Here is a 21,034-nt window from a genome sequence, read left to right on the forward strand (position 1 = left end):
TGAAGTAGTGGCCTTCCCCGGTAGGGGAGGCCACTACTTCTGTGTTTGAGCACGATCATCGTGTCCAGGGGGAGCGGGACCGTGCGCGCAGGGCGGCCCTGACCTCGGCGAGGAAGCCGTCGAAGTCCTCCCGGAGCCGCTTGGCAGTTGCGTGCAGGACGATCCACTCGCCGCCGAGCAGTCGGTTGAGCCGCCGGCGGTCCCGGTGGAACTGCTCCGGATCGTCGTGCCAGAGCCCGTCATACTCCACCGCCACCTTGAACTGCGGCCAGGCCAGGTCCAGCCGGGCCACGAACCGGCCCTGGTCGGTGACGATCCACTGCGTCTGTGGTCGGGGCAGTCCGGCGAGCACCAGCCGCACGCGGGTGCGGGACTCCTGTGGTGACTCCGCGCCCGCGTCGGCCAGGTCGATCGCGCGCAGCAGGGACCGCCAGCCCCGCCGACCCGCCCGGCTCAGCGCGTATTCCCGCAACGCCGGCACGTCGGTGAGCCGGCTGGACAGCAGGGCGTCGATGACGACCACCGCCTCGACCACCTGGAGCCACCGAGCGAGGTCCCAGCAGGTCCGCGCAGGGCTCGTCACCGTGACCCCCGCCCGGTTCACCGTGTCACCGGGGTCGATCTCGCCGTGGTGGACCCGAAGGCCTGCGGTCGGCCCGATCCGGGTTTCCCGGGGCACCAGCACGTCGAGCGGCTCGCTCTGGCCTGGGGTCGCGCAGCCGTACAGGGCCGCCGCGGCACGCCCGGCGATGGCCGCGCCAGGCGGGATCAGCCAGCGTCCGACGGCGGCGCACCTGGTCCGGTGGGTGACTCTGACCCGAGCGTCGGCGTAGACGTCCCGGAAGAGCGGCCGCCACGCGGAGCTGCGGAGGTCGTTGCGGGTCAGCAGGCCTCGTGAGACGGCGACCGAGCCGCGGAAGATCCGACCGCGCAACTGCGGCGGCCGGCGAGGAGCTTTCGGCATGGCCTCCAGGCTGACCGATCGCGCTGCCCCACGGCGCCCCTGTGGATAACCGCGAACTCGGCGTCGGCGTCTGACCCCCCGGCACCCGGTGGTCTCGTCCGAACATGGATGTAGTGGCCTCCCCGGGAACGGAAGACCACTACATCCAGGATTGAGCGTGATCTTGTCGGACGGGCCGCAGCGAACGGCCTTGCGGGCGGAGGGGTTGGTCCGTCAGGCGGCGGGGGACCAGATGGCGCGGAAGGCGGCGGCTTCGCCGGCCAGCCAGCGTTCGATCTGCTCGGGCTTGGCGTCGGTGGGCATGCGGTGGGTCTGGCCGCGCCGGACGTCGACCAGGACCGGCTCGGCGTGCGGCAGCACCGCGTCCATGTGTCGGGCCATCAGGTGCAGGGTGGCGAGCACCGACTCCTCACTCGGCGGGGTCTCGTCGAAGTGCAACCGGATCGCCTCGGCGTGGCCGTCGGCGTGCCGTACGCCGAAATGGGGGTTGATCTTGACCGGTAGGTCGCCCAGCATGGCCAGGGCGTCGCGGGTCTGGGCCAGGTCGAGGGCGGCCGGGTCGCCGAGGGAGTGCAGCCAGGCCGTGGCGCCGGGCACCAGCGCCTGGTAGAGGGGGCGCCAGCGTGGCTTGACCACGTCGACCACGCCGGCGAGGTGGGTGCCGCCGGTGTGGAAGGCGATGTCGGCCTTGAGCGCCTTGACGAACTGGCCGTGCGGGTTGAAGCCGGAGCGGCTGGCGCGCTGCTTGCGCAGCCCGCCCACGAAGGTCGCCTTGGTGGGGCCGTTGCGGTCGACGTAGCGGGTGAAGCCGAGCAGCGTGGCGTAGGGGGTGAGGGGCGTGGAGGCGGGCGCGGTCACGGGCGTCCTCCCGGGTCGTAATCCTGCAGGTCAGGAACTCGATTAGTACATACATTCTAATCGACGGGTCTGACATCGCCCAGTGAAACCGGGGCTGCGGAAGACGCGACAAAGGGGGCCACCCGCGACGGGCGACCCCCTTCGGTGAGAACGCGTCAGAGCTGGCCGACGTCGGTGATCCGGACGACGGCCGCGCCCACCTCGTCCGAGGCGGCCAGGTCGACCTCGGCGCTGATGCCCCAGTCGTGGTCCCCGTCGGGGTCGTCGAAGATCTGCCGGACGGTCCACCGCTCCCGACCCTGCTCGATCATGAGCAGCGCCGGCCCGCGGGCGTCCGGTCCGACGCCGATCGAGTCGTACGCCTCGAAGTACGGCTTGAGCGCGTCGGACCACGCGTCGTAGTCCCAGCCGTCCGCGGCGTCCAACTCGGCGAGCAGATCCCAGCGGCGCAGGGCGGCCAGCTCGACCCGGCGGAACAGCGCGTTGCGCACCAGCACCCGGAACGCACGGGCGTTGCGGGTAACCGCCGGTGGCCGGTCGGTCAGGTTGGCGTGCGCCTGGGCCACCTCGGCCACGTCGGACGGGTTGCGCAGCCGCTCCCACTCGTCGATGAGGCTGGAGTCGACCTGGCGGACCAGCTCGCCCAGCCACTCGATGAGGTCGATCAGCTCCTCGGTCTTGGCGTCCTCGGGCACGGTCTGCCGCAGCGTCTTGTACGCGTCGGCCAGGTAGCGCAGGACGAGGCCCTCCGAGCGGGTCAGCCCGTAGAACTGCACGTACTCGGTGAAGGTCATGGCCCGCTCGTACATGTCGCGGACGACGGCCTTGGGGGAGAGCTGGTGGTCGGCGACCCAGGGGTGCCCCTGCCGGTACATCTCGTACGCGGCCTCCAGCAGCTCCGCGAGGGGCTTCGGGTGGGTCACCTCGTCGAGCAGTTCGAGGCGGGCCTCGTACTCGATGCCCTCGGCCTTCATCGCGGCGACCGCCTCGCCGCGTGCCTTGAACTGCTGCGCGGAGAGGATCTGCCGGGGGTCGTCGAGGATCGACTCGATCACCGAGAGGACGTCCAGGGCGTACGACGGGGACTCGGCGTCGAGCAGCTCGATGGTGGCCAGGGCCAGAGGGGAGAGCGGCTGGTTGAGCGCGAAGTCGAGCTGGAGGTCGACGGTGAGTCGGATCCGCCGGCCGGTCTCGTCCGGCTCGGGCAGTTCCTCGACCACGCCACCGGCCCGCAGTGCGCGGTAGATGGCGATCGCCCGGCGGATGTGCCGGCGCTGGGCGGCGGGCTCCTCGTGGTTGTCGGTGAGCAGGTGCCGCATCGCGGTGAAGGCGTCCCCGGGCCGGCCGATGACGTTGAGCAGCATCGAGTGGCTGACCTGGAAGCTGGAGGTCAGGGGCTCCGGCTCGGCGTCGACCAGCCGGTCGAAGGTGGGCTGACCCCAGCCGATCGAACCCTCCGGCGGCTTCTTGCGGACCACCTTGCGCCGCTTCTTCGGGTCGTCGCCGGCCTTCGCGAGGGCCTTCTCGTTGTCGATGACATGCTCGGGAGCCTGCACCACGACCCGGCCGATGGTGTCGTAACCGGCCCGGCCGGCCCGCCCGGCGATCTGGTGGAACTCCCGGTTCTTCAGCAGACGGGTGCGGACCCCGTCGTACTTGGACAGGCCGGTGAACAGCACGGTGCGGATGGGCACGTTGATGCCCACGCCGAGGGTGTCGGTGCCGCAGATGACCTTGAGCAGGCCGGCCTGCGCGAGAGTCTCCACCAGCCGGCGGTACTTGGGCAGCATGCCGGCGTGGTGAACGCCGATACCGTGCCGGACCAGCCGGGACAGGGTCTTGCCGAAGCCCGAGGTGAAGCGGAAGCCGCCGATCGCCTCGGCGATCATGTCCTTCTCGGCGCGGGTGCAGACGTTGACGCTCATCAGCGCCTGGGCGCGTTCCAGTGCGGCGGCCTGGGTGAAGTGCACGACGTACACCGGGGCCTGCTTGGTCTCCAGCAGCTCTTCGAGCGTCTCGTGCAGCGGCGTCATCGCGTACGAGAAGATCAGCGGGACCGGCCGCTCGGCCGAGCGGACGACGGCGGTCGGCCGCCCGGTGCGCCGGGTCAGGTCGTCGACGAACCGGGTGGTGTCTCCCAGGGTGGCGGACATCAGGATGAACTGGGCCTGCGGCAGCTCGATGATCGGCACCTGCCAGGCCCAGCCCCGGTCGGGCTCGGCGTAGAAGTGGAACTCGTCCATGATCACCTGGCCGACGTCGGCCCGGGCGCCCTCGCGCAGCGCCAGGTTGGCCAGGATCTCCGCGGTGCAGCAGATGATCGGGGCGTCGGCGTTGACGCTGGCGTCGCCGGTCAACATGCCGACGTTCTCGGCGCCGAAGACCTCGCAGAGGGCGAAGAACTTCTCCGACACCAAGGCCTTGATGGGCGCGGTGTAGAAGGTCGTCCGGCTGTCGGCCAGTGCCGCGAAGTGCGCGGCGACCGCCACCAGGCTCTTGCCCGAGCCGGTGGGCGTGTTCATGATCAGGTTGGCGCCGGAGACGATCTCGATGACCGCCTCCTCCTGATGGGGATAGAGGTCGAGGCCGCGCTCCTTCGCCCAGCCGGCGAACGCGTCGAAGAGGGTGTCGGGGTCGGCGCTTGTCGGCAGCGCGGCGGTGAGCGTCATATCCCGTCCATGGTGCCTGGATCATGACCCTTCGCGCCAACCGGTGGGCGGCCGGGGTGCCCACCGCGCCCGGAAGGGCCCTACCGGCGGCGGTAGATCAGGTCGGCCACCGGGCGGCCGGCCGTGAGCGCCCGCCGTTCGAACTTGGTCACCGGGCGGTGCGCCGGACGTGGTGCGAACCCGCCGTACGCGTCCACCAGCCCCGGGTCCGCGTCCAGGGTCTCCCGCATCGCCTCGGCGTACTCGGCCCAGTCGGTCGCGCAGTGCAACGTGCCGCCCGGGGCCAGCCGGGAGCGCAGCAGCGCCACGTGCGCCGGCTGGATGATCCGCCGCTTGTGGTGGCGGGCCTTCGGCCACGGGTCTGGAAAGAAGACGTGCACGGCGTCGAGCGAAGCCTCCGGCAGGCCGTTGACCAGGTCCAACGCGTCGCCGAGGGCCACCCGGACGTTGCCCAGGCCACCGCGGTCCACCAGGTCGAGCAGGTTCGCGATTCCCGGCGTGTGCACCTCGACCGCCAGATAATCTCGATCCGGGTCGGCGGCGGCCATCGCGGCGGTGCTGTCGCCCATGCCCGAGCCGATCTCCAGCACCACCGGAGCCCGGCGGCCGAACAGGTCGGCCAGGTCGATCGGAGGGACCGGCCGACCGGGCACGTCCAGGCCGTACGTGGACCAGAGCCGGTCCAGCGCGTCGGTCTGCCGGCCGCTCATCCGGCCCCTGCGGGGGTGGAAGGTGCGGATCGTCCGGCTCGCGGGCGGGACGGCGGGGTCATGGTCGGTGGCGGTCACAGCGACCCGAGCGTACGCGACGCCGTCGGCGGATCGGATGTGATGTGCGACCGGGAATGAGAGGATCGATCTGGTACGGCAGGTCGGGTGGTCCGCCGCCCGGTTCGGCCGCACGGCGTCGAGAGGGGGCATCGTGACAGTGACCCGCGGCGGCGTGACCCTGTCGGTGGTGACCGTGCTCGCCGGCCCCCTGCTGGCCGCCGCCCCCGCGCACGCCGCTCTCGTGCCCACCGGTCCGGTGGCCGCCCCTTCCGTGCTCGCCGCGCCGACGCCCGGGTCCCAGCCGGGAGGCCCGCCGGGCGGTGCACCGCAGCCCGCCCCGGTGGACGTCTTCGTCGAGGTGAGCCCCAGCACGGTGCAGCCCGGCTACCTGGTCGGCATCCGCGCCAGCTGCCGCGACAACTCGATCGGCGCCACCGTGGTCTCCGACGCCTTCGGCGCGGTCGGGGTGCAGCCGCAGCGTGGAGTGCTCACGGCCGCCCCGATGGTCCGAGACCGCACCCGCCCCGGCAACTACCGGGTCAAGCTGGAGTGCCGCGACGGCGAGACCGCCTCGACCATGCTGCAGGTGGTCAAGAAGGTCCCGGTCCAACCCAGTCGCGGGCCGGCCACCGGTTTCGGCGGCGGTGCCGGCGGGATCACCGGCAAGCTGCTGCTGCCCGGTGGCGCGGCGCTGACCATCACCGGGCTGATCCTCGCCGTGGTGGCCCTGCGCCGGCCGCGTACCGTCCGTGGCGTCGCCCGCCACTGAGGCCGCCATGGAGATCTTCCGTCCCTCACCGCCGCCGGCCGGGCACCCGTCCGCCGAGCACCCGCCGGTGGCGTCCCGGCCGCCGACCGCTGTCGCGCCCCGGCGCAGCCGCCCGACGGGCCGGAGCCCGTGGTCGGTGCCCGTGGCCGTGCTGCTCGTGCTGGCCGGGGTCTTCGCGACCGGGGCGGGGCTGGGTCGCTCGGTGGGCCCGCTCGACTGGGTCGGGACGGGCGCTGACCGCGCGCCCCGCAGCGAGTCGGTCGGGCTGTCGGCCAGCCGTCCGGTGCGTCTCTCGGTGCCGGCGATCAAGGTCGCCGCACCCGTGGCGCCGGTCGGGCAGGCCCGGGACGGTTCGATCGCCGTACCGCCGCTGGAGCGGCACAACGAGACGGGCTGGTACGACCGGGGTCCCACGCCCGGCGAGCCCGGCCCGGCGGTGATCGTCGGGCACGTCGACACCAAGAGCGGCCCTTCGGTCTTCTACGAGCTGGGCAAGCTGCACCCCGGCGACCTGATCGAGGTGGCCCGGGCGGACAAATCGGTGGTGGTGTTCCGGGTCGACACAGTCGAGCACTTCCCGAAGGACCAGTTGCCCGCCGATCGGATCTACGGCCACGACGGGCCGCCGGGTCTGCGACTGATCACCTGCGGTGGCCAGTTCATCGGCGGCCGCACCGGCTACGCCGACAACGTGATCGCCTTCGCCACCTACCAGAGCTCCCGCCCCGCCTGACCATCCGGCCGGCCCGCCGCCCCTCGACACCGCCGATCCGGCGCGGCGCTAGGGCTGTGGGGTGGGGACGTGCAGAGCGACCTCGAACTCCAGCAGGCTGGCGCCGCTGGCTACCGGCGGCCGCTGCTGCTCGCCCGGCGCGGTGGCGTGTGCGGCGCGGGACGGACCGGCGGCCCACGCCTGGTACGCCTCCTCGGTCTCCCACCGCGTGTAGACGAAGTAGCGGGTCTCGCCGGCCACCGGCCGGAGCAGCTCGAAGCCGAGGAAGCCGGGGGAGTTCTCCACCGTCCCGGCTCGGGCGGCGAACCGCTTCTCCAGCTCCGCACCGGCGCCCGGCGGGACCTCGATCGCGTTGATCTTCACGACTGCCATCTGCCCACCCTAGCCACGCCGCCGGGCTCAGAACGCCTCGACCACCGGTACCAGGTCGGCGTCGACCACGATCGGGGCGTGGTCGGACGGGCCTTTGCCCTTGCGGGCCTCCCGGTCGACGTACGCGGAGCGGACCGCGCGGGTGAACGGCGCCGAGGCGTACACCAGGTCGATCCGCATGCCCTTGTTCTGGTGGAACATCCCCGCCCGGTAGTCCCAGTAGGTGAAGGGGTGCGGCCCCTTCATCGGGGTCGGCACCACGTCGCTGAGCCCCAGGTCGCGCAGCGCCGCGAGGGCCGCCCGCTCGGCCGGGGTGACGTGCGTCGAGTGGGTGAAGACCGCCGGGTCCCACACGTCGGCGTCGGTCGGGGCGACGTTGAAGTCCCCGCAGACGGCCAGCGGGAGCCCACCGGCCAGCTCCGCGTCCAACGCGTCGCGCAGCGCGGCGAACCAGGCCAACTTGTACGCGTAGTGCGGGTCGTCCGGTGTGCGGCCGTTGGGCACGTACACCGACCAGACCCGCACCCCGTCGCAGGTGGCGGAGATGGCCCGGGCCTCCGGCTCGGGAAAGCCGGGCTCACCGGCGAACCCGACCCGGACGTCGGCCAGACCGACCCGGGACAGGATGGCCACCCCGTTCCACCGGCCGTCGCTGTGGCTCGCCACGGTGTAGCCCAGCTCGCCCACCTCGGCCACCGGGAAGGCGCCGTCCGGGCACTTGGTCTCCTGCAGGCAGACCACGTCCGGCCCGGTGCTGGCCAGCCACTCCAGCAGCCGGGGCAGCCGGGCCTTCACCGAGTTCACGTTCCAGGTCGCCAGGCGCATGTCCCCAGCCTGCCGCATCCGCCGCCGTGACGCCCGGTCAGCTGCCCGGGGTGTCGCCGGGACGGGTCTGTTCGGCCAGGAACCGTTCCAGCTCGGCGCCGAGTTCGTCGGCGGTGGGCAGCGGGCCGGCGTCCGGGGCGAGCAGGTTCTTCTCGCCGCGACCCCGGGCGAACGCGTCGTACTGCTCCTCCAGGGCCTGGACGAGGGCGGCCGCGTCCTCGGTCTGGGCGACCTGCCGGTCGATCTCCACCCGGACCACCTCGGCCGACGAGCGCAGCCCGTCGCCGGGCAGCAGCAGCCCCGTGCTCCGGGACACCGAGGTGAGCAGCACCTCGGCGGCGGCCGGGTACTCGGTCTGTGCCACGTAGTGGGGCACGTGGGCGGCGAAGCCGAGCGCGTCGCGGCCCTGCTCGCCGAGGCGGAACTCGAGCAGGTGGCCGACGCTGCCGGGCACCTGGACCCGCTGCAGCCAGGGCTCGTACCCGGCGATCAGCTCCGGTCGCGTGGCGTGCGCGGTCACCCCGGTCGGCCGGGTGTGCGGCACCGCCATCGGGATCGAGTTGAGGCCCACGGTGAGGCGGACGTCCAGCCGGGCGGCGAGCCCGGCGACGGCGGCCACGAACCGCTCCCACTGCAGATCCGGCTCGGGGCCGGTGAGCAGCAGGAACGGGGTCTCGTCGTCGTCGTGCAGCAGGTGCAGCTCCAACTGGGGGGCGTCGACGCTCTCCCAGTGGTCCTCGACGAACGTCATGACGGGCCGTCGCGAGCGGTAGTCGAACAGCTGGTCCACGTCGAAGGTGGCGATCGGCCGACTCTCCAGCGAGGTGAGCAACTGCTCGCGGGCCAGCCGGCTGGCGTTGCCGGCGTCCACGAACCCGGTGAGGGCCTGGATCATGACCGGTTGCCCGAGGTCGGGCAGATCATCGGTGAGCTGGTAGAGCTCGTGTGGGTCGAGCACCGGTGCGGACCTCCCTGAAATGTGCCTACGGGATGCCGACGCGACGGACGGCACCCGGTTCGGGCAACGTACCCGCCATCCTGGTGCATTCCTGCGGCGGGCGATTCGTCGCCCGGCCGATGGGCACGACAGGACCAATCACCCGATTACCCCGCCCGGGTCGGCATCGTGGGCCGATCGGGGGAGGGCGGTTCGGCCCAAAGGCCGAGTTTGTCGATCATGTCGGTTCGCGGGGCCGGATGTCCGCCGGTGTCGCCGCCCGTGCCGACCTGCGTTCCGCGCCGGCTTCATCCGGTACGCGAGGTCCGTTCCCCGGGCGGGTCGACCCGCCCCGGTCGTCCACCGGAACACCCCGATTCTGTGGCGATCGCCACGTGATCACCGTGCGTGATCGGGCTTTCCATCTGCCTAGCCTCGGCTGATGCGTGACGACGGCACCCTCGACGACCCGAACGCCCCGAGCAGCCCCACTACCGATATGGAGGATGGCACCTCAGCCGAACGGACAACCGCCGCGAGCCGGCTCCGGGCGTACGCCAGGGACCTGACCGGTCGACGCCGGGCCCAGGTGGCTCTGGCCACCGGCGTGGTCTGCTGCCTCGGCCTGGCCGCCGTCGCACAGGTTCGTGACGACTCCGCCGGCGCGGCTGGCCGGGTCGATCCGCTCGCCAGCAGCTCCGAGCTGCTCCAGCGAGCCGAGCAGCAGCGGGCCTCCCGTGGCCTCGACCGTGTCGCCGCCCCCAGCACCCCCTCCGCCGCCGCGACCTCCAGCGACCCGGACACCAGCTCGCGCACCCGCAAGGCCGCGCCCGCGCGCCCGACCGACCCGGCGCCGGTCGCCGGGCTGGACAATGACCAGATGGAGAACGCCGAGGCGATCGTCCGCACCGGCCGCGAGATGGGCGTGCCCCGCCGTGGCCTGGTGATCGCGGTGGCCACCGCCATGCAGGAGAGCAACCTGTACAACGTCGCCAGCGGCGTGCTGCCCGAGTCGCAGGACCACCCGCACCAGGGTGTCGGCTGGGACCACGACTCCGTCGGGCTGTTCCAGCAGCGCTCCAGCAGCGGCTGGGGCCCGGTCGGGCGGCTGATGGACCCCGAGTTCGCCACCCGGCAGTTCCTCACCGCTCTTGAGCAGGTGCCCGGCTGGCAGCACATGCGGCTCACCGACGCCGCCCAGGCGGTGCAGGTCTCCGCGTACCCCGAGCACTACCAGCAGCACGAGTGGCGCGCCACCAGGGTCGTCGAAGCCATCGTGCCGAGCGGGCGGTAACCTACCGCCCACTGTGGACTGTCGGGGTTGAGCCTGTCGCGTCCCGGGTACATCCGTTGCGGGTTCGGGGTACACATGACAGCAGGACCACCGACAGGAGGACGTTATGTCACTGATGCAGCGGATCAGCGCGTTTCTGAAATCACCGAAGGGGCAGCAACTGGTCGACCGGGGCCGGCGCGAGATGGCCAAGCCCGGCAACCAGCAGAAGCTCAAGGGGTTGGCGGCCCGGTTCTCCAACCGACGCCGCTGAGCGCTGCGCCGGCCGTCCTGCCCGCCGTACCGACCCCTGGGGAGACCCGGTGACCGACACCCCACCCGTCGGCGGCTCGCCCGCCGTGCCCACCCCCCAGCCGTCCGCCGGCCTGCCGGCCGGGCCGGTGGACGCGCCCGAGGGCCCGCCGGCCCGGCTCTGGGACCGGATGCGCGACGACCCGCAGTACGCCCCGGAGCACCTCGCCCTGGAGGCGGTGCGCCGGCTCGGGCCGGAGGCCGCACAGTGGGCCGCCCGCGCCCGGGCCGATCAGCCCGGTGTCTCGGCCGACGCCCTCGCCGACCAGGCCACCCGTAAGTTCGTCAACCTGGCCCGCCTCTCCGGTGCGGTGTCGGGCGCGGCAGGGCTGCCCGGCGCGGTGCTCGACGTGGGCGTGCTGGCCTGGACCCAGGCGCGGATGGTGCTGCACATCGCCGCCGCGTACGACGTCGACCCGCTGCACAACGACCGTGCCACCGACCTGCTGGTGCTCCAGCGGGTGCACAAGGTCGCCGAGAGCGCCCGGCTGGCGCTCGGGGTGGCCGCCGGCCGGGAGCGCGCCGACGCGCTCTTCGGCCTGGGTGGGCGCCAGCGCCCGCTCGGCCAGGTCATGCTGAAGCTCGGTGTCCGGCTGGCGCAGATGGCCGGTGTCCGGGCGGCCAAGCGGATGGTCGCCAAGATCGTGCCCGGTGCCGCGATCGTGCTCGGCACCTGGGCGAACTCGTCGGCCACCAAGGATCTGGCGGGGCGCTCCCGGGCGCTCTACCGCCCCCGCGGCACGACCGTGCCGGAGCCCCGCCGCTCCTGATCCCGGGCGCGCGCGGGGCGCTCAGTCGGCGAGGCCGGAGGAGCGCCAGGTCACCTCGGCGAGCCGACCCTGCCCGCTGACGTTGGGGTGGAACCAGTCCAGCGGGTTGAGCATGTCGAGGCTGAACCGGACCTTGTGCACCGCTCCGCCGTCGTGCCGGCAACGCGAGCCGTACGCCCGGCACGCGGCCACCAACTGCGTGTTGTACGCGTCGATCCGGTCCCGAACGGCGGCCCGACGGGCCCGGTCGGCCGGCGCGGTGGAGGTCGCCTCGGCCAGCAGGGCCGGGCAGACGCCCCGCTTCCAGGCGCGCACCGCCCGCGAGTCGCCGTGCCCGACCTCCCAGAGCCGGTACAGGTCCGGAATGCTCACCACCAGCACCCGGGCCTTCGGTCGGCCGGTCCGCAGCACGCGCAGGCCCCGGTCGACGTCGGCCCGGAACTGCGCCACCGGCGTCATCGCGTCCACCCCGCCCCGGCAGGCGTCGTTGGCGCCGATCAGCACGGTGACGTAGTCGGCGCGGTCGCGTACCGCTGCCTTGGCCTGGCCTTCCAGCGCGTCGGCGCGCGCCCCCGGCCGGGCGTGGTTGTACCGCCGGTCGCGGATCGCGGAGTCCTGGTCGAGCAGCCGCCGGTAGTGGCTCCGCACCCGCAGGCCGTCGCCGGTCGACCAGGAGTTGCGTTCGCAGGAGGTCAGCACCAGGCAGGAGGCGAAGCCGGTGCTGATCGAGTCGCCGAGCGCGGCGATGCCGCCCGGCCCGCCGGGCTGTCCGCCGCTCGTGGTGGGGCGGGGTGTCGCCGAGGTGCCGCCCTCGCAGGCCAGCGCGACCAGCGCGGCGAGGCAGGCCAGGGCGGCGACCCAGCGTCGAGGCATGACATCCCCCGTCTCGCAGCACAGAGCGACAGCGCGGTAACTCTATGCGTAGGACGTGGTTTTGCCCAGGCTCGACGGACCGCTCATTCGTGCATGCCGCCCGGACGCCCGGCGGGACGGTTGGACGATCGCCGCCTCGGCGTGGGCCGTGGCTCGCCGTGCAGCCACCAGTGCAGCGCCCGGGTGATCCGGGGCAGCACCAGGTAGGTCATCAGCGGGGTCAGGCAGAGCGTCATCAGCAGCACCCGGGCCGCCAGCGGCACGTCGGCGAGAAATCGGCTGGTCAGCAGGGTGGCGGTGAGGCTCAGCGGAAAGAACGCCAGCCAGATGGTCACCGCCTGCTTCCATCTCGGCGGCGACGCCGGTGGGATCGGCTCGACCGGGTCCACCCAGTGCTCCATCGGCGGGTCGAACCAGCCCTCGATCCCGGTGCGCCGCTCGACCCGGGTGTGCTCGACGATGCCCTGCGCCGAGCTGAGCCACCAGTGTCGCTGCGGCGACTCCTCCCACCGGTGCAGCGTCTCGGCGTCGGCGAAGCGGTAGAGCATGTGCCACTCGGGCGAGCCCGGGCCGCTCTGCACCCAGCCCGCGCCGAGGAAGCCCGGGAACGCCTCGGCCAGCGCGGTGCCCGCCCGCATCCAGGCCACCATCTCGCTGGCCCGGGCCGGATCGGCGCGGCGGGCGATGGCGACGGTCACCGGCACGGCCTCGGTCATGCTCGTGGACATGGACATGCGCCCATCCTGCGGGCGGCGGGGCTTCCGTGGCGAACGGATGTAAGCGAGCCCACCGTCGACGCTCGGCGCGACCGACCGCAGTGCCCCGGGCCGGTTAAGGCCGGCGATCGGGGGTAGGTCGGGGGGTATGACGAGATCGCAGCCCCGGCGTGCCCGCGGCACGGTCGGCCACGCGAACAGCGCGCTGAACCTCCGGCTCACCCTCGCCGGCTTCGGGTTGGTGATCATGGTGCTCTTCGCGGTGCTGGCGTTCTGGGCCGGCATCGCCTGGCTCGGCGTGCTCTGCGCGATCTTCGCCGTGGTCGCCGTCGTCGACCTGGTCGTCATCCAGCGCCGCCGTGCCGCCCGCCGCCGCGAGGAGCCGGGCGTCAAGCACTCGCTGTTCGAGTGACAGGAGGACGAGATGCCCATCGCCACCACCAACCCCGCCACCGGCCAGGTGCTCAAGACCTACGAGGCGATGTCCACCGAGCAGCTCGACGACGCCATCGAGCGCACCGACCTCGCGTACCAGCAGCTCCTCGGGACCACCGTCGAGCAGCGCGCCGGGTGGATGAACGCCGCCGCCGACCTGCTGGAGGGCGACCGGGACGAGATCGCCCGGATCATGACCACGGAGATGGGCAAGACGTACGTCGCGGCGCAGGCCGAGGTGACCAAGTGCGCCTCCGCCTGCCGGTTCTACGCCGACCGGGCGCCGTCGTTCCTCGCCGACGAGCCGGCCGACGCCACCGCCGTCAAGGCGACCCGGGCGTTCGTCCGCTACCAGCCGATCGGCGTGGTGCTCGCGGTGATGCCGTGGAACTTCCCGCTCTGGCAGGTGATCCGCTTCGCCGCGCCGGCGCTGATGGCCGGCAACACCGGCCTGCTCAAGCACGCCTCGAACGTGCCGCAGACCGCGCTGCTGCTGGAGGACGTGTTCCGTCGGGCCGGCTTCCCCGAGGGGGCGTTCACCGCCCTGCTGGTCGGCTCGGACGCCGTCGACCGGATCCTCAGCGACCCCCGGGTACGCGCCGCCACGCTCACCGGCAGCGAGCGCGCCGGCCGCTCCATCGCCCAGTCCGCCGGCCGGGAGCTGAAGAAAACCGTGCTGGAGCTCGGCGGCAGCGACCCGTTCGTGGTGATGCCCTCGGCCGACCTGGACCGGGCCGCCGAGGTGGCCACCACCGCCCGCTGCCAGAACAACGGCCAGTCCTGCATCGCCGCCAAGCGGTTCATCGTGCACACCGACGTGTTCGACGCCTTCGCCGAGAAGTTCGCCGCCAACATGGCGGCGCTGCGGGTCGGCGACCCGATGGACACCGACACCGACGTGGGTCCACTGGCCAGCGAGGGTGGTCGCGACGAGGTGCACGCCCAGGTGCGCGACGCGGTGGACAACGGCGCGACGGTGCTCTGCGGCGGTGAGCCGCCGGCGGGTGAGGGCTGGTTCTACCCGCCGACGGTGGTCACCGACCTCACCCCGCAGATGCGGATGTGGCGCGAGGAGGTCTTCGGGCCGGTCGCCGGCCTGTACCGGGTGTCGTCGTACTCCGAGGCGATCGAGGTGGCCAACGGCACGGCGTTCGGGCTCGGTTCGAACGCCTGGACCCGGGACCCGGCCGAGCAGGAGCGCTTCGCCACCGACCTGGACGCCGGAAACGTCTTCATCAACGGCATGACGACCTCCTTCCCGGAGCTGCCGTTCGGCGGTGTGAAGAACTCCGGCTACGGCCGGGAGCTGTCCGCGCTGGGCATGCGGGAGTTCTGCAACACCAAGACGGTCTGGGTGGGCGACGGCGCGGCCGCCTCGGCCGGTGCCGGCGCGCACGCCGAGTAGCGACGAGAGGGCGGTTCAGCCGGGCGCCGTCGTGGGTAGGAAGTGCACCCATGACGGCGTTCGGCTTTCACGCGTCCCACGAGCAGATCCACCCTCGCGCCCTGCTGGAGGCGGTGATCCACGCCGAGCGGGCCGGCTTCGACGCGGCCATGTGCTCCGACCACTTCTCCCCGTGGAGCACCCGGCAGGGCGAGTCGGGCTTCGCCTGGTCGTGGCTCGGCGCCGCCCTGCAGGCCACCGGCATGTCGTTCGGCGTGGTCAACGCACCCGGCCAGCGCTACCACCCGGCGATCATCGCGCAGGCGATCGGCACGCTCGGCGCGATGTACCCGGGCCGGTTCTGGGCCGCGCTGGGCACCGGCGAGGCCAGCAACGAGCACATCACCGGCGACCCGTGGCCGCGCAAGGACGTGCGCGCGGCCCGGCTGCGCGAGTGCGTGGACGTGATCCGGGCGCTGCTGGCCGGCGAGGAGGTCAGCCACGACGGCCTGGTCCGGGTGGACCGGGCCCGGCTGTGGACGCGCCCCGAGGAACCACCGGCCCTGGTCGGCGCCGCGGTCAGCGTGGCCACCGCCCGGTGGTGCGCCGAGTGGGCGGACGGGCTGATCACCGTGAACGCCCCGGTGGCGCACCTGCGCGAGATGATCGACGCGTACCGGGACGCCGGCGGGCGCGGGCCGCTGCACCTGCAGGTGCACGTCAGCTGGGCGCCGGAGCAGGCGCAGGCCGAGGCGATCGCGTACGACCAGTGGCGCAGCAACGTCTTCGCCCCGCCGGTCTGCTGGGACCTGGAGACCGTCGAGCACTTCGACGAGGTCTCGGCAGACGTACCGGCGCAGCGGGTCGCCGAGGTGGTGAACATCTCGGCCGACCTCGGCCGGCACGTCGGCTGGCTGGAGGAGTACCTGGAGCTGGGCTTCGACCAGATCGCCCTGCACCACGTCGGGCAGGAGCAGCGCGGGTTCCTCGACGCGTTCGGCTCGGAGGTGCTGCCGAAGCTGCGGACGGCCGGGTGATCGGGAACGCTTCCCCGGCCCCCTAGGCTCCTACCCCATGGAAAGCCTGTTTCCGGTCGTCGTCTTCCTGGCGGTCGCCACCCTGGGCGCTGCGCTGGCGCGCCGGCTCGGCCTGCTCGCGCCGATCCTGCTCGTCGTACTCGGCCTGGCGTTCTCCTTCGTGCCGGGCTTCCCGCACGTCCGGCTCGACCCGGAGCTGGTGCTGGTCGGCATCCTGCCGCCGCTGCTCTACGTCGCGGCTCTGGAGACGTCGGTGCCGGCGTTCAAGAACAACATCCGGCCGATCCTGCTGCTCGCCGTGGGTCTGGTGCTGTTCACCGCGTTCGTGGTCGGCTTCGTCCTGCACCTGCTGCTGCCGCAGGTGCCGTTCGCGATCTGCCTGGCCCTCGGCGCGGTCGTCGCGCCACCCGACGCGGTGGCCGCCACGGCGGTCGCCCGGCGCGTCGGCCTGCCCCGCCGGGTGGTCACCATCCTGGAGGGGGAGAGCCTGATCAACGACGCGACCGCTCTGGTACTGCTCCGGGTCGCGACGCTGGCCACCATCGGCTCTGCGGTCGGCACCGCCGAGGTCGCCGTCGAGGTGCTGCGGGCCACCGGCGGCGGCATCCTGATCGGCGCGCTCGGCGCGCTGGTCTTCGGCTTCCTGCACCGGCGGATCAACGATCCGCTGCTGGACAACGCGCTGTCGTTGATCATCCCGTTCGCGGTGGTGTTCGCCGCCGAGGAGGTGCACTCCTCCGGTGTGGTCGCGGTGGTGGTCACCGGGCTGGCGCTCGGCCACAAGCTGCCCCAGCTGCTGTCGGCGGCCTCCCGGTTGCAGATCGGCGCGTTCTGGAGGCTGGCCCGGTTCCTGCTGGAGGGGTTGGTCTTCCTGCTGGTCGGCCTCCAACTGCGGGAGGTCGTGCGGGACCTCGACGAGCCGATCGGCTCGCTCACGCTGATCACCCTCGCGGTGCTCGCCACGGTCTTCCTCACCCGGTTCGTATGGCTCTTCCCGGCCACCTACCTGGCCCGGCTGGTGCCCCAGGTCCGCCGCCGGGACCCGGCCCCGTCGCTGAAGTTCCCGATCGTCATCGGCTGGGCCGGGATGCGTGGCGTCGTGACGCTGGCCGCCGCGCTGGCCCTCCCGCTGACCCTGGCCGACGACGCGCCGTACCCCCGGGCGCTGTTCATCTGGCTGGCCTTCGCGGTGATCGTGGTCACCCTGGTCGGCCAGGGAGCAACGCTTCCGCTGGTCGCCCGCAAGCTGAAGCTGCCGCAGGACGACCCGGTGCAGGACGCGCTGTCGGCCGCCGGGGTGCAGCAGCAGGCCAGCAGGGCCGCCCGGGAGCGCCTGGACGAGCTGGCCGACAGCGCACCCGACGCGGTGGTGGACCGGCTGCGCCGGGCGCTGGACGACCGCACCAACCTGGCCTGGGAACGGCTCGGTGGCGCCGAACGCGAGACCCCGTCCCAGGCGTACGGTCGGCTCCGACAAGAGATGATCGACGCCGAGCGGGACGTGTTCCGGGCTGCCCGGGACGCCGGTCGGATTCCCGAGGAGGTGCTGGTGCGGGCCTATCGTGACCTGGACCTGGAAGAGTCGTTGCTGCGGGAGGTCGAGAAGTGAGCTGTCAGCACCTTGCCGAGGCCGGTGCCGTGGAGCCGGGCACCACCGAGGAGTGCCCGGACTGCGTCGCCATCGGCAACGACGACTGGGTGCACCTGCGGGCCTGCCTGACCTGCGGGCACGTCGGCTGCTGCGACTCGTCGCCCTACCAGCACGCGACGAAGCACTTCGAGTCCACCGGCCACCCCGTCATCCGTTCGGTGCAGCCCGGCGAGGCCTGGCGCTGGTGCTACGTCGACGAGGAGATCGGCTGACGGGCCCGACGACTGGAGACGGCCCGGCGTCAGCGTCGGGGCGAGCGGTCAACCGAGCCGACGGATGAGCAACTGCCCGGGCCACGGGTCGCGTCCCGGTCGCGTGACCGTGAACGAGTCGGTGGCGGTGAAGCCGCAGCCCTCGTAGAAGCGGACCAGCGCCCGGTCATCGCCGCCGTAGCAGTCCACCCGCAGCAGGCCCAGCCCGCGCGCCCGGGCCAGGTCCGCGGCGTGCTCCAGCAGCCGCGCCCCGAGCCCCCGGCCGGTGTGCGCCCGGTCGGTGACCAGCAGCCGCACGTACAACTCCGGCTCGGTCGGCGGGGGTACGTCGTCGGTGGCGGCCCCAACCACCAGCGCGCCGACCGGCCTGTCGCCGAGCATCGCCAGGTGCAGGCCGCCGCCGGACGCCCAGTCGTCGGCCTGGGCGATCCGGCGCGGATCGGTCGACGCCGGCTCGGTGCCCCACTGGCCGGTCCGGCCGCGCGCCGCCAGCCACGCGGTCGCGCCGTCGAGCAGCCGCAGGACGGCCGCGGCATCGGCGGGACCACCGGGACGAATGGTGACGCTCTGCTGGTCGGTCATGCCCACCATGCTGCTACACCTCCGGGCGGTTGACCAACGCCCACCGGGTCAGCGCAGGGCTGGCCAGGCCAGCCATGATGCCGACGGTAGGCAGACCGGGCGACACGGGCGGTCCCGAACGACGCGAGGCCCGTCACACCCACCCCTGGCCCGGGTCCACGTGATCCGGAGGGCTGGTGGCCGCCCCCGAGGGGGAGCGGCCACCAGCCGTACCGGTCAGGTCAGGCCAGTGAGCAGGCCCCGCCGTTGACGGTGACCAGGCCCGGGTTGGGGTTCGCGCCGCCCCCGGTTGTCGCGTTGAAGCCGAACGTCACCGTCCCGCCAGGAGCGATCTTGGCGTTGTACGACTCGTTGCGCGCGGTCACCGTCGCGCCGGACTGGGTGACCTTCGCCAGCCACGCCTCGCGTACCCGCTGGTCCCCGGTGAACGCGAACCGCACGCTCCAGCCGTTGATGGCCGTGGCGCCGGTGTTGCGCACGGTCACCTGCGCGGTGAACCCGGTTCCGCCCTGCCAGGCGCCGTAGTTGGTGTAGCTCACCGCGCAGGTGCTGGCCGGCACCGCGCCGGCGTCACCCTGGTCGGCCAGGAACGAGGAGATCCAGGCCAGCGCGGAGTTCCAGTTGATGGCGACCTCGTTGGTCGCGTACGAGTTGATGTCGTCGACGTAGCAGAACATCGGCTTGCAGCCGGCGAGCAGTTGGGCGGCGAACGGGTCCTGGAGGGCTGCGTTCGGGCCACCGGCGAGGGAGCCGGCCGGAGGGCGCGGCAGGTTCGGGTCGAGCTGGTGGCCGAAGATGCGGCTGTGCTGGTTCTGCGCCGCGTGCTCGCCCCACCCGGTGACGTAGGAGATGTTCAGCGCGTTGCGGCCGAGCACGTAGTCCATCGCCTGCACGGCACCATCGCGGTAGACGGGATTGCGGGTCAGGTCGAAGGCGGTGGCCAGCACGACCGCGTTGTTGATGACGTTGCTGTTGCCGCCCCAGAAGTAGCTGTTGGCGTCCCCGGGCATCGGCAGTCCGTACGCCTGCCGGCGCAGCTCGGTGAGGTACGCGTCGGCGGCGGCGGTGACCGAGGCGCGGACCCGGGCCAGATCGGCGGCGGGCAGCCCGTTCGGCACGGTGGCCAGGTCGAGGCGGCCGAGCGCGGCGACGCTCTGCCAGCCGAAGCCGCGCGGGTCGAACACGTCGCCGGTGTGGTGCGGCGAGGCGGTCAGGTCGGTCAGGTAGGTCTGCGCGCCGGTGGTCAGGTACAGCTCGGCCGCCGCCCAGTAGAACTCGTCGGTGACTCCGGTGTCGTCGTACGCGCCGCCGCCGGTGCTGTCGGCCGGGCTGGCGTACACCGCGGGGTGGGCCTTGGCCGCGGCGTAGGCCGTCTTCGCGGCGGTGGCGCAACGGCCGGCGAACGCCGCGTCGTAGGGGGCGAAGAGCCGCGCGCACTGGGCGGCGGTGGCGGCCAGGTTGAGCGTGGCCGCGGTCGACGGCGGGTGCAGCTCGCGCGGCTGCGGGTCGTCGTGCGGGGCGAGCGGCAGCCCGGTCCAGTTCCGATCGTGGATCTTGTGGTGGACCATTCCGGCGAGCGGCTTGCCGGCCGGCACCTGCATGCGCAGCAGGAACTCCAGCTCCCAGCGGGCCTCGTCGAGGATGTCCGGTACGCCGTTGCCGCGTTCCGGGACCCGCAGTGTGCTGTCACCCAGCGCGGCACCGCCGTCGGCGGTGGCCGCCGTTCTGGTCCGCTCGAAGGTGTTGAGCAGTTGGTAGGTGGCGATGCCGCCGTTGACGACGTACTTGCCGTGGTCGCCGGCGTCGTACCAGCCGCCGCGTACGTCCAGCGAGTAGTCGCAGACGCCCGGCTGGCACGGCACGTTGGTGTCGCCCTGGTTGGGTGCGACGCCGAGGTGGCCGGCGGGCCGGGCGTACTCGTCACCGATCAGGTCCCCGTCGATGGCGATGCCGCTGCGCTGGGCGTAGAAGAACTGCAGAGAGTCGGAGCGCAGCTGGTCGTAGAGGGTGCCGGAGACGTCGAACGGGTGGCTGTTCTCGCCGTCCACGGTCAGGGTCAGCCCGCTGCCCGGGGTGCGGTGGCTGGAGAAGTCGACCGTGTGCACGTTCTGTCCGGAGGCGGCGTCCACGCCGCGCGCCGTGGTGGTGCCGCTGGCGAGGACCGCGCCGCCGGCCGAGCGCAGCTGCCAGGGCAGCGGCTCGGTGGCCGTGGTGACCACGGTGGCGTTCTTCGGCCCGCCGGGCAGGTAGCCGACCTGGTTGACCCGTACCCGTGGCCCGGTGTCCGGCTCGTACGGCTCGGGTGGCTCGCCGCCGCGCAGCGAGACGTCGTCCAGGCAGACGGTCTGCGACTCGGCGGCGCCACCGACCTGGAAGATCAGTTGGGCGGCGGGATTGTCGTCGGGGACGGTGAAGGTCTGCTCGACCCGCTGGGCGGTGCCGGTGGCGGCGGCGTCCACGGCGGCGTAGGTCGTGTAGGGGGCGCTGCCGAGTTGCAGGACGGCCTTGACGGCGGCACCCGGGGTGGCGGAGACGGTGAAGCCGAGGGTGTATTCGGCGCCGGCGATCAGGGGGACGCCGTCCTGGCCGATGCCGGCGTCCCACGGGTTGGCCAGCCCGCCGGGGACGGTGGTGCAGAGCCGGCCGTCGGTCACCGCGAGGGCGCCGGTGCCGAAGGAGAACCAGGGGCTCACACCGGCGCTGAAGTCGCCGTTGTCGATCTGCTCGGGGGCGTCCGGTGGCGGGTCGGCCTGGGCCGAGCCGGCGCCCGCGCCGGTGAGGGCCAGTGCGGTCGCCGCGGCCAGCAGGAGGCGGCGTCGGGATGGCGTCACGGGGAGTCCTTCCGGGACGAGAAAAGTGGGGACGGGTGGTGGTGGAAGCTGGGAGCGCTCC

General features: G+C 72.7%; 21 protein-coding genes. 10 read left to right on the forward strand and 11 right to left on the reverse strand.

What is annotated here, in order from left to right; translation table 11 throughout:
- Positions 1–55 precede the first annotated feature (55 nt).
- From M8C17_RS29170 to trmB, 4 genes are all read right to left on the reverse strand, one after another.
- Complete coding sequence (locus M8C17_RS29170; protein ID WP_252419782.1) at positions 56–964, reverse strand: hypothetical protein; 909 nt, start codon at positions 962–964, stop codon at positions 56–58.
- Between the two features lie 213 nt (positions 965–1,177).
- Entirely contained in the window at positions 1,178–1,822 is a 645-nt protein-coding gene (locus M8C17_RS29175) for a hypothetical protein (protein WP_252419783.1), read from the reverse strand.
- A 155-nt stretch (positions 1,823–1,977) separates the two neighbouring features.
- The gene (locus tag M8C17_RS29180) at positions 1,978–4,491 is read right to left on the reverse strand and encodes an RNA helicase (protein ID WP_252419784.1); all 2,514 of its coding nucleotides are present in this window, start codon (positions 4,489–4,491) and stop codon (positions 1,978–1,980) included.
- An 80-nt stretch (positions 4,492–4,571) separates the two neighbouring features.
- The gene (gene trmB / locus M8C17_RS29185) at positions 4,572–5,279 is read right to left on the reverse strand and encodes a tRNA (guanosine(46)-N7)-methyltransferase TrmB (RefSeq protein WP_374559537.1); all 708 of its coding nucleotides are present in this window, start codon (positions 5,277–5,279) and stop codon (positions 4,572–4,574) included.
- 130 nt (positions 5,280–5,409) lie between these two features.
- On the opposite strand from trmB, the gene M8C17_RS29190 reads away from it, so the two are divergent.
- Entirely contained in the window at positions 5,410–6,030 is a 621-nt protein-coding gene (locus tag M8C17_RS29190; RefSeq protein WP_252419839.1) for a hypothetical protein, read from the forward strand.
- Between the two features lie 7 nt (positions 6,031–6,037).
- On the forward strand, positions 6,038–6,763 hold the full coding sequence (locus M8C17_RS29195) for a class F sortase (RefSeq protein ID WP_252419785.1): 726 nt from the start codon (positions 6,038–6,040) through the stop codon (positions 6,761–6,763).
- Between the two features lie 48 nt (positions 6,764–6,811).
- Here M8C17_RS29195 and M8C17_RS29200 read toward each other — a convergent pair whose 3' ends face one another.
- From M8C17_RS29200 to M8C17_RS29210, 3 genes are read right to left on the reverse strand one after another with little or no spacing between them, the layout of a single operon-like run.
- Positions 6,812–7,135, reverse strand: coding sequence for an antibiotic biosynthesis monooxygenase (locus tag M8C17_RS29200; protein ID WP_252419786.1), 324 nt, complete (start codon positions 7,133–7,135; stop codon positions 6,812–6,814).
- 27 nt (positions 7,136–7,162) lie between these two features.
- Positions 7,163–7,960, reverse strand: coding sequence for an exodeoxyribonuclease III (locus M8C17_RS29205; RefSeq protein ID WP_252419787.1), 798 nt, complete (start codon positions 7,958–7,960; stop codon positions 7,163–7,165).
- 37 nt (positions 7,961–7,997) lie between these two features.
- Complete coding sequence (locus M8C17_RS29210; RefSeq protein WP_252419788.1) at positions 7,998–8,918, reverse strand: proteasome assembly chaperone family protein; 921 nt, start codon at positions 8,916–8,918, stop codon at positions 7,998–8,000.
- Positions 8,919–9,339: 421 nt separating this feature from the next.
- Between M8C17_RS29210 and M8C17_RS29215 the strand changes: the two genes are divergently transcribed.
- The 3 genes from M8C17_RS29215 (at position 9,340) to M8C17_RS29225 (ending at position 11,252) form a co-directional block, all read left to right on the forward strand.
- Positions 9,340–10,191 carry a peptidase M23 gene (locus M8C17_RS29215; RefSeq protein WP_252419789.1) on the forward strand — a complete coding sequence of 284 codons (852 nt, stop codon included), beginning with the start codon at positions 9,340–9,342 and terminating at the stop codon, positions 10,189–10,191.
- Positions 10,192–10,297: 106 nt separating this feature from the next.
- On the forward strand, positions 10,298–10,444 hold the full coding sequence (locus M8C17_RS29220; protein ID WP_203122442.1) for a hypothetical protein: 147 nt from the start codon (positions 10,298–10,300) through the stop codon (positions 10,442–10,444).
- A 49-nt stretch (positions 10,445–10,493) separates the two neighbouring features.
- Entirely contained in the window at positions 10,494–11,252 is a 759-nt protein-coding gene (locus tag M8C17_RS29225) for an EcsC family protein (RefSeq protein ID WP_252419790.1), read from the forward strand.
- 21 nt (positions 11,253–11,273) lie between these two features.
- Here the strand turns inward: M8C17_RS29225 and M8C17_RS29230 are convergent, their stop codons facing one another.
- Both M8C17_RS29230 and M8C17_RS29235 read right to left on the reverse strand, forming a co-directional pair.
- Positions 11,274–12,125 carry a GDSL-type esterase/lipase family protein gene (locus tag M8C17_RS29230; RefSeq protein ID WP_252419791.1) on the reverse strand — a complete coding sequence of 284 codons (852 nt, stop codon included), beginning with the start codon at positions 12,123–12,125 and terminating at the stop codon, positions 11,274–11,276.
- 83 nt (positions 12,126–12,208) lie between these two features.
- Positions 12,209–12,853, reverse strand: a complete 645-nt coding sequence (locus M8C17_RS29235) for an antibiotic biosynthesis monooxygenase (protein WP_252419840.1) — start codon at positions 12,851–12,853, stop codon at positions 12,209–12,211.
- Positions 12,854–12,989: 136 nt separating this feature from the next.
- Between M8C17_RS29235 and M8C17_RS29240 the strand changes: the two genes are divergently transcribed.
- Genes M8C17_RS29240 through M8C17_RS29260 form a run of 5 tightly spaced genes read left to right on the forward strand, consistent with a single transcriptional unit; the run spans position 12,990 to position 17,560 of the window.
- Positions 12,990–13,253, forward strand: a complete 264-nt coding sequence (locus M8C17_RS29240; RefSeq protein WP_252419792.1) for a DUF6343 family protein — start codon at positions 12,990–12,992, stop codon at positions 13,251–13,253.
- A 12-nt stretch (positions 13,254–13,265) separates the two neighbouring features.
- Positions 13,266–14,681, forward strand: a complete 1,416-nt coding sequence (locus tag M8C17_RS29245) for an NADP-dependent succinic semialdehyde dehydrogenase (RefSeq protein ID WP_252419793.1) — start codon at positions 13,266–13,268, stop codon at positions 14,679–14,681.
- A 50-nt stretch (positions 14,682–14,731) separates the two neighbouring features.
- A complete protein-coding gene (locus tag M8C17_RS29250) occupies positions 14,732–15,697 on the forward strand; it encodes a TIGR03885 family FMN-dependent LLM class oxidoreductase (protein WP_252419794.1) in 966 nt (321 codons plus the stop codon).
- A 37-nt stretch (positions 15,698–15,734) separates the two neighbouring features.
- Complete coding sequence (locus tag M8C17_RS29255; protein WP_252419795.1) at positions 15,735–17,306, forward strand: Na+/H+ antiporter; 1,572 nt, start codon at positions 15,735–15,737, stop codon at positions 17,304–17,306.
- On the forward strand, positions 17,303–17,560 hold the full coding sequence (locus M8C17_RS29260; RefSeq protein WP_252419796.1) for a UBP-type zinc finger domain-containing protein: 258 nt from the start codon (positions 17,303–17,305) through the stop codon (positions 17,558–17,560). The genes M8C17_RS29255 and M8C17_RS29260 overlap by 4 nt, the downstream gene beginning before the upstream one ends.
- Before the next feature lie 48 nt (positions 17,561–17,608).
- Here M8C17_RS29260 and M8C17_RS29265 read toward each other — a convergent pair whose 3' ends face one another.
- Together M8C17_RS29265 and M8C17_RS29270 are read right to left on the reverse strand one after the other, a co-directional pair.
- Entirely contained in the window at positions 17,609–18,142 is a 534-nt protein-coding gene (locus tag M8C17_RS29265; protein ID WP_252419797.1) for a GNAT family N-acetyltransferase, read from the reverse strand.
- A 221-nt stretch (positions 18,143–18,363) separates the two neighbouring features.
- Positions 18,364–20,973: a glycoside hydrolase family 9 protein gene (locus M8C17_RS29270; RefSeq protein WP_252419798.1), complete on the reverse strand. Its 2,610-nt coding sequence runs from the start codon at positions 20,971–20,973 to the stop codon at positions 18,364–18,366.
- Positions 20,974–21,034: the final 61 nt, after the last annotated feature.

Source organism: Micromonospora sp. RHAY321 (genome assembly GCF_023896955.1).
In the GTDB taxonomy this organism is placed as follows: domain Bacteria; phylum Actinomycetota; class Actinomycetes; order Mycobacteriales; family Micromonosporaceae; genus Micromonospora.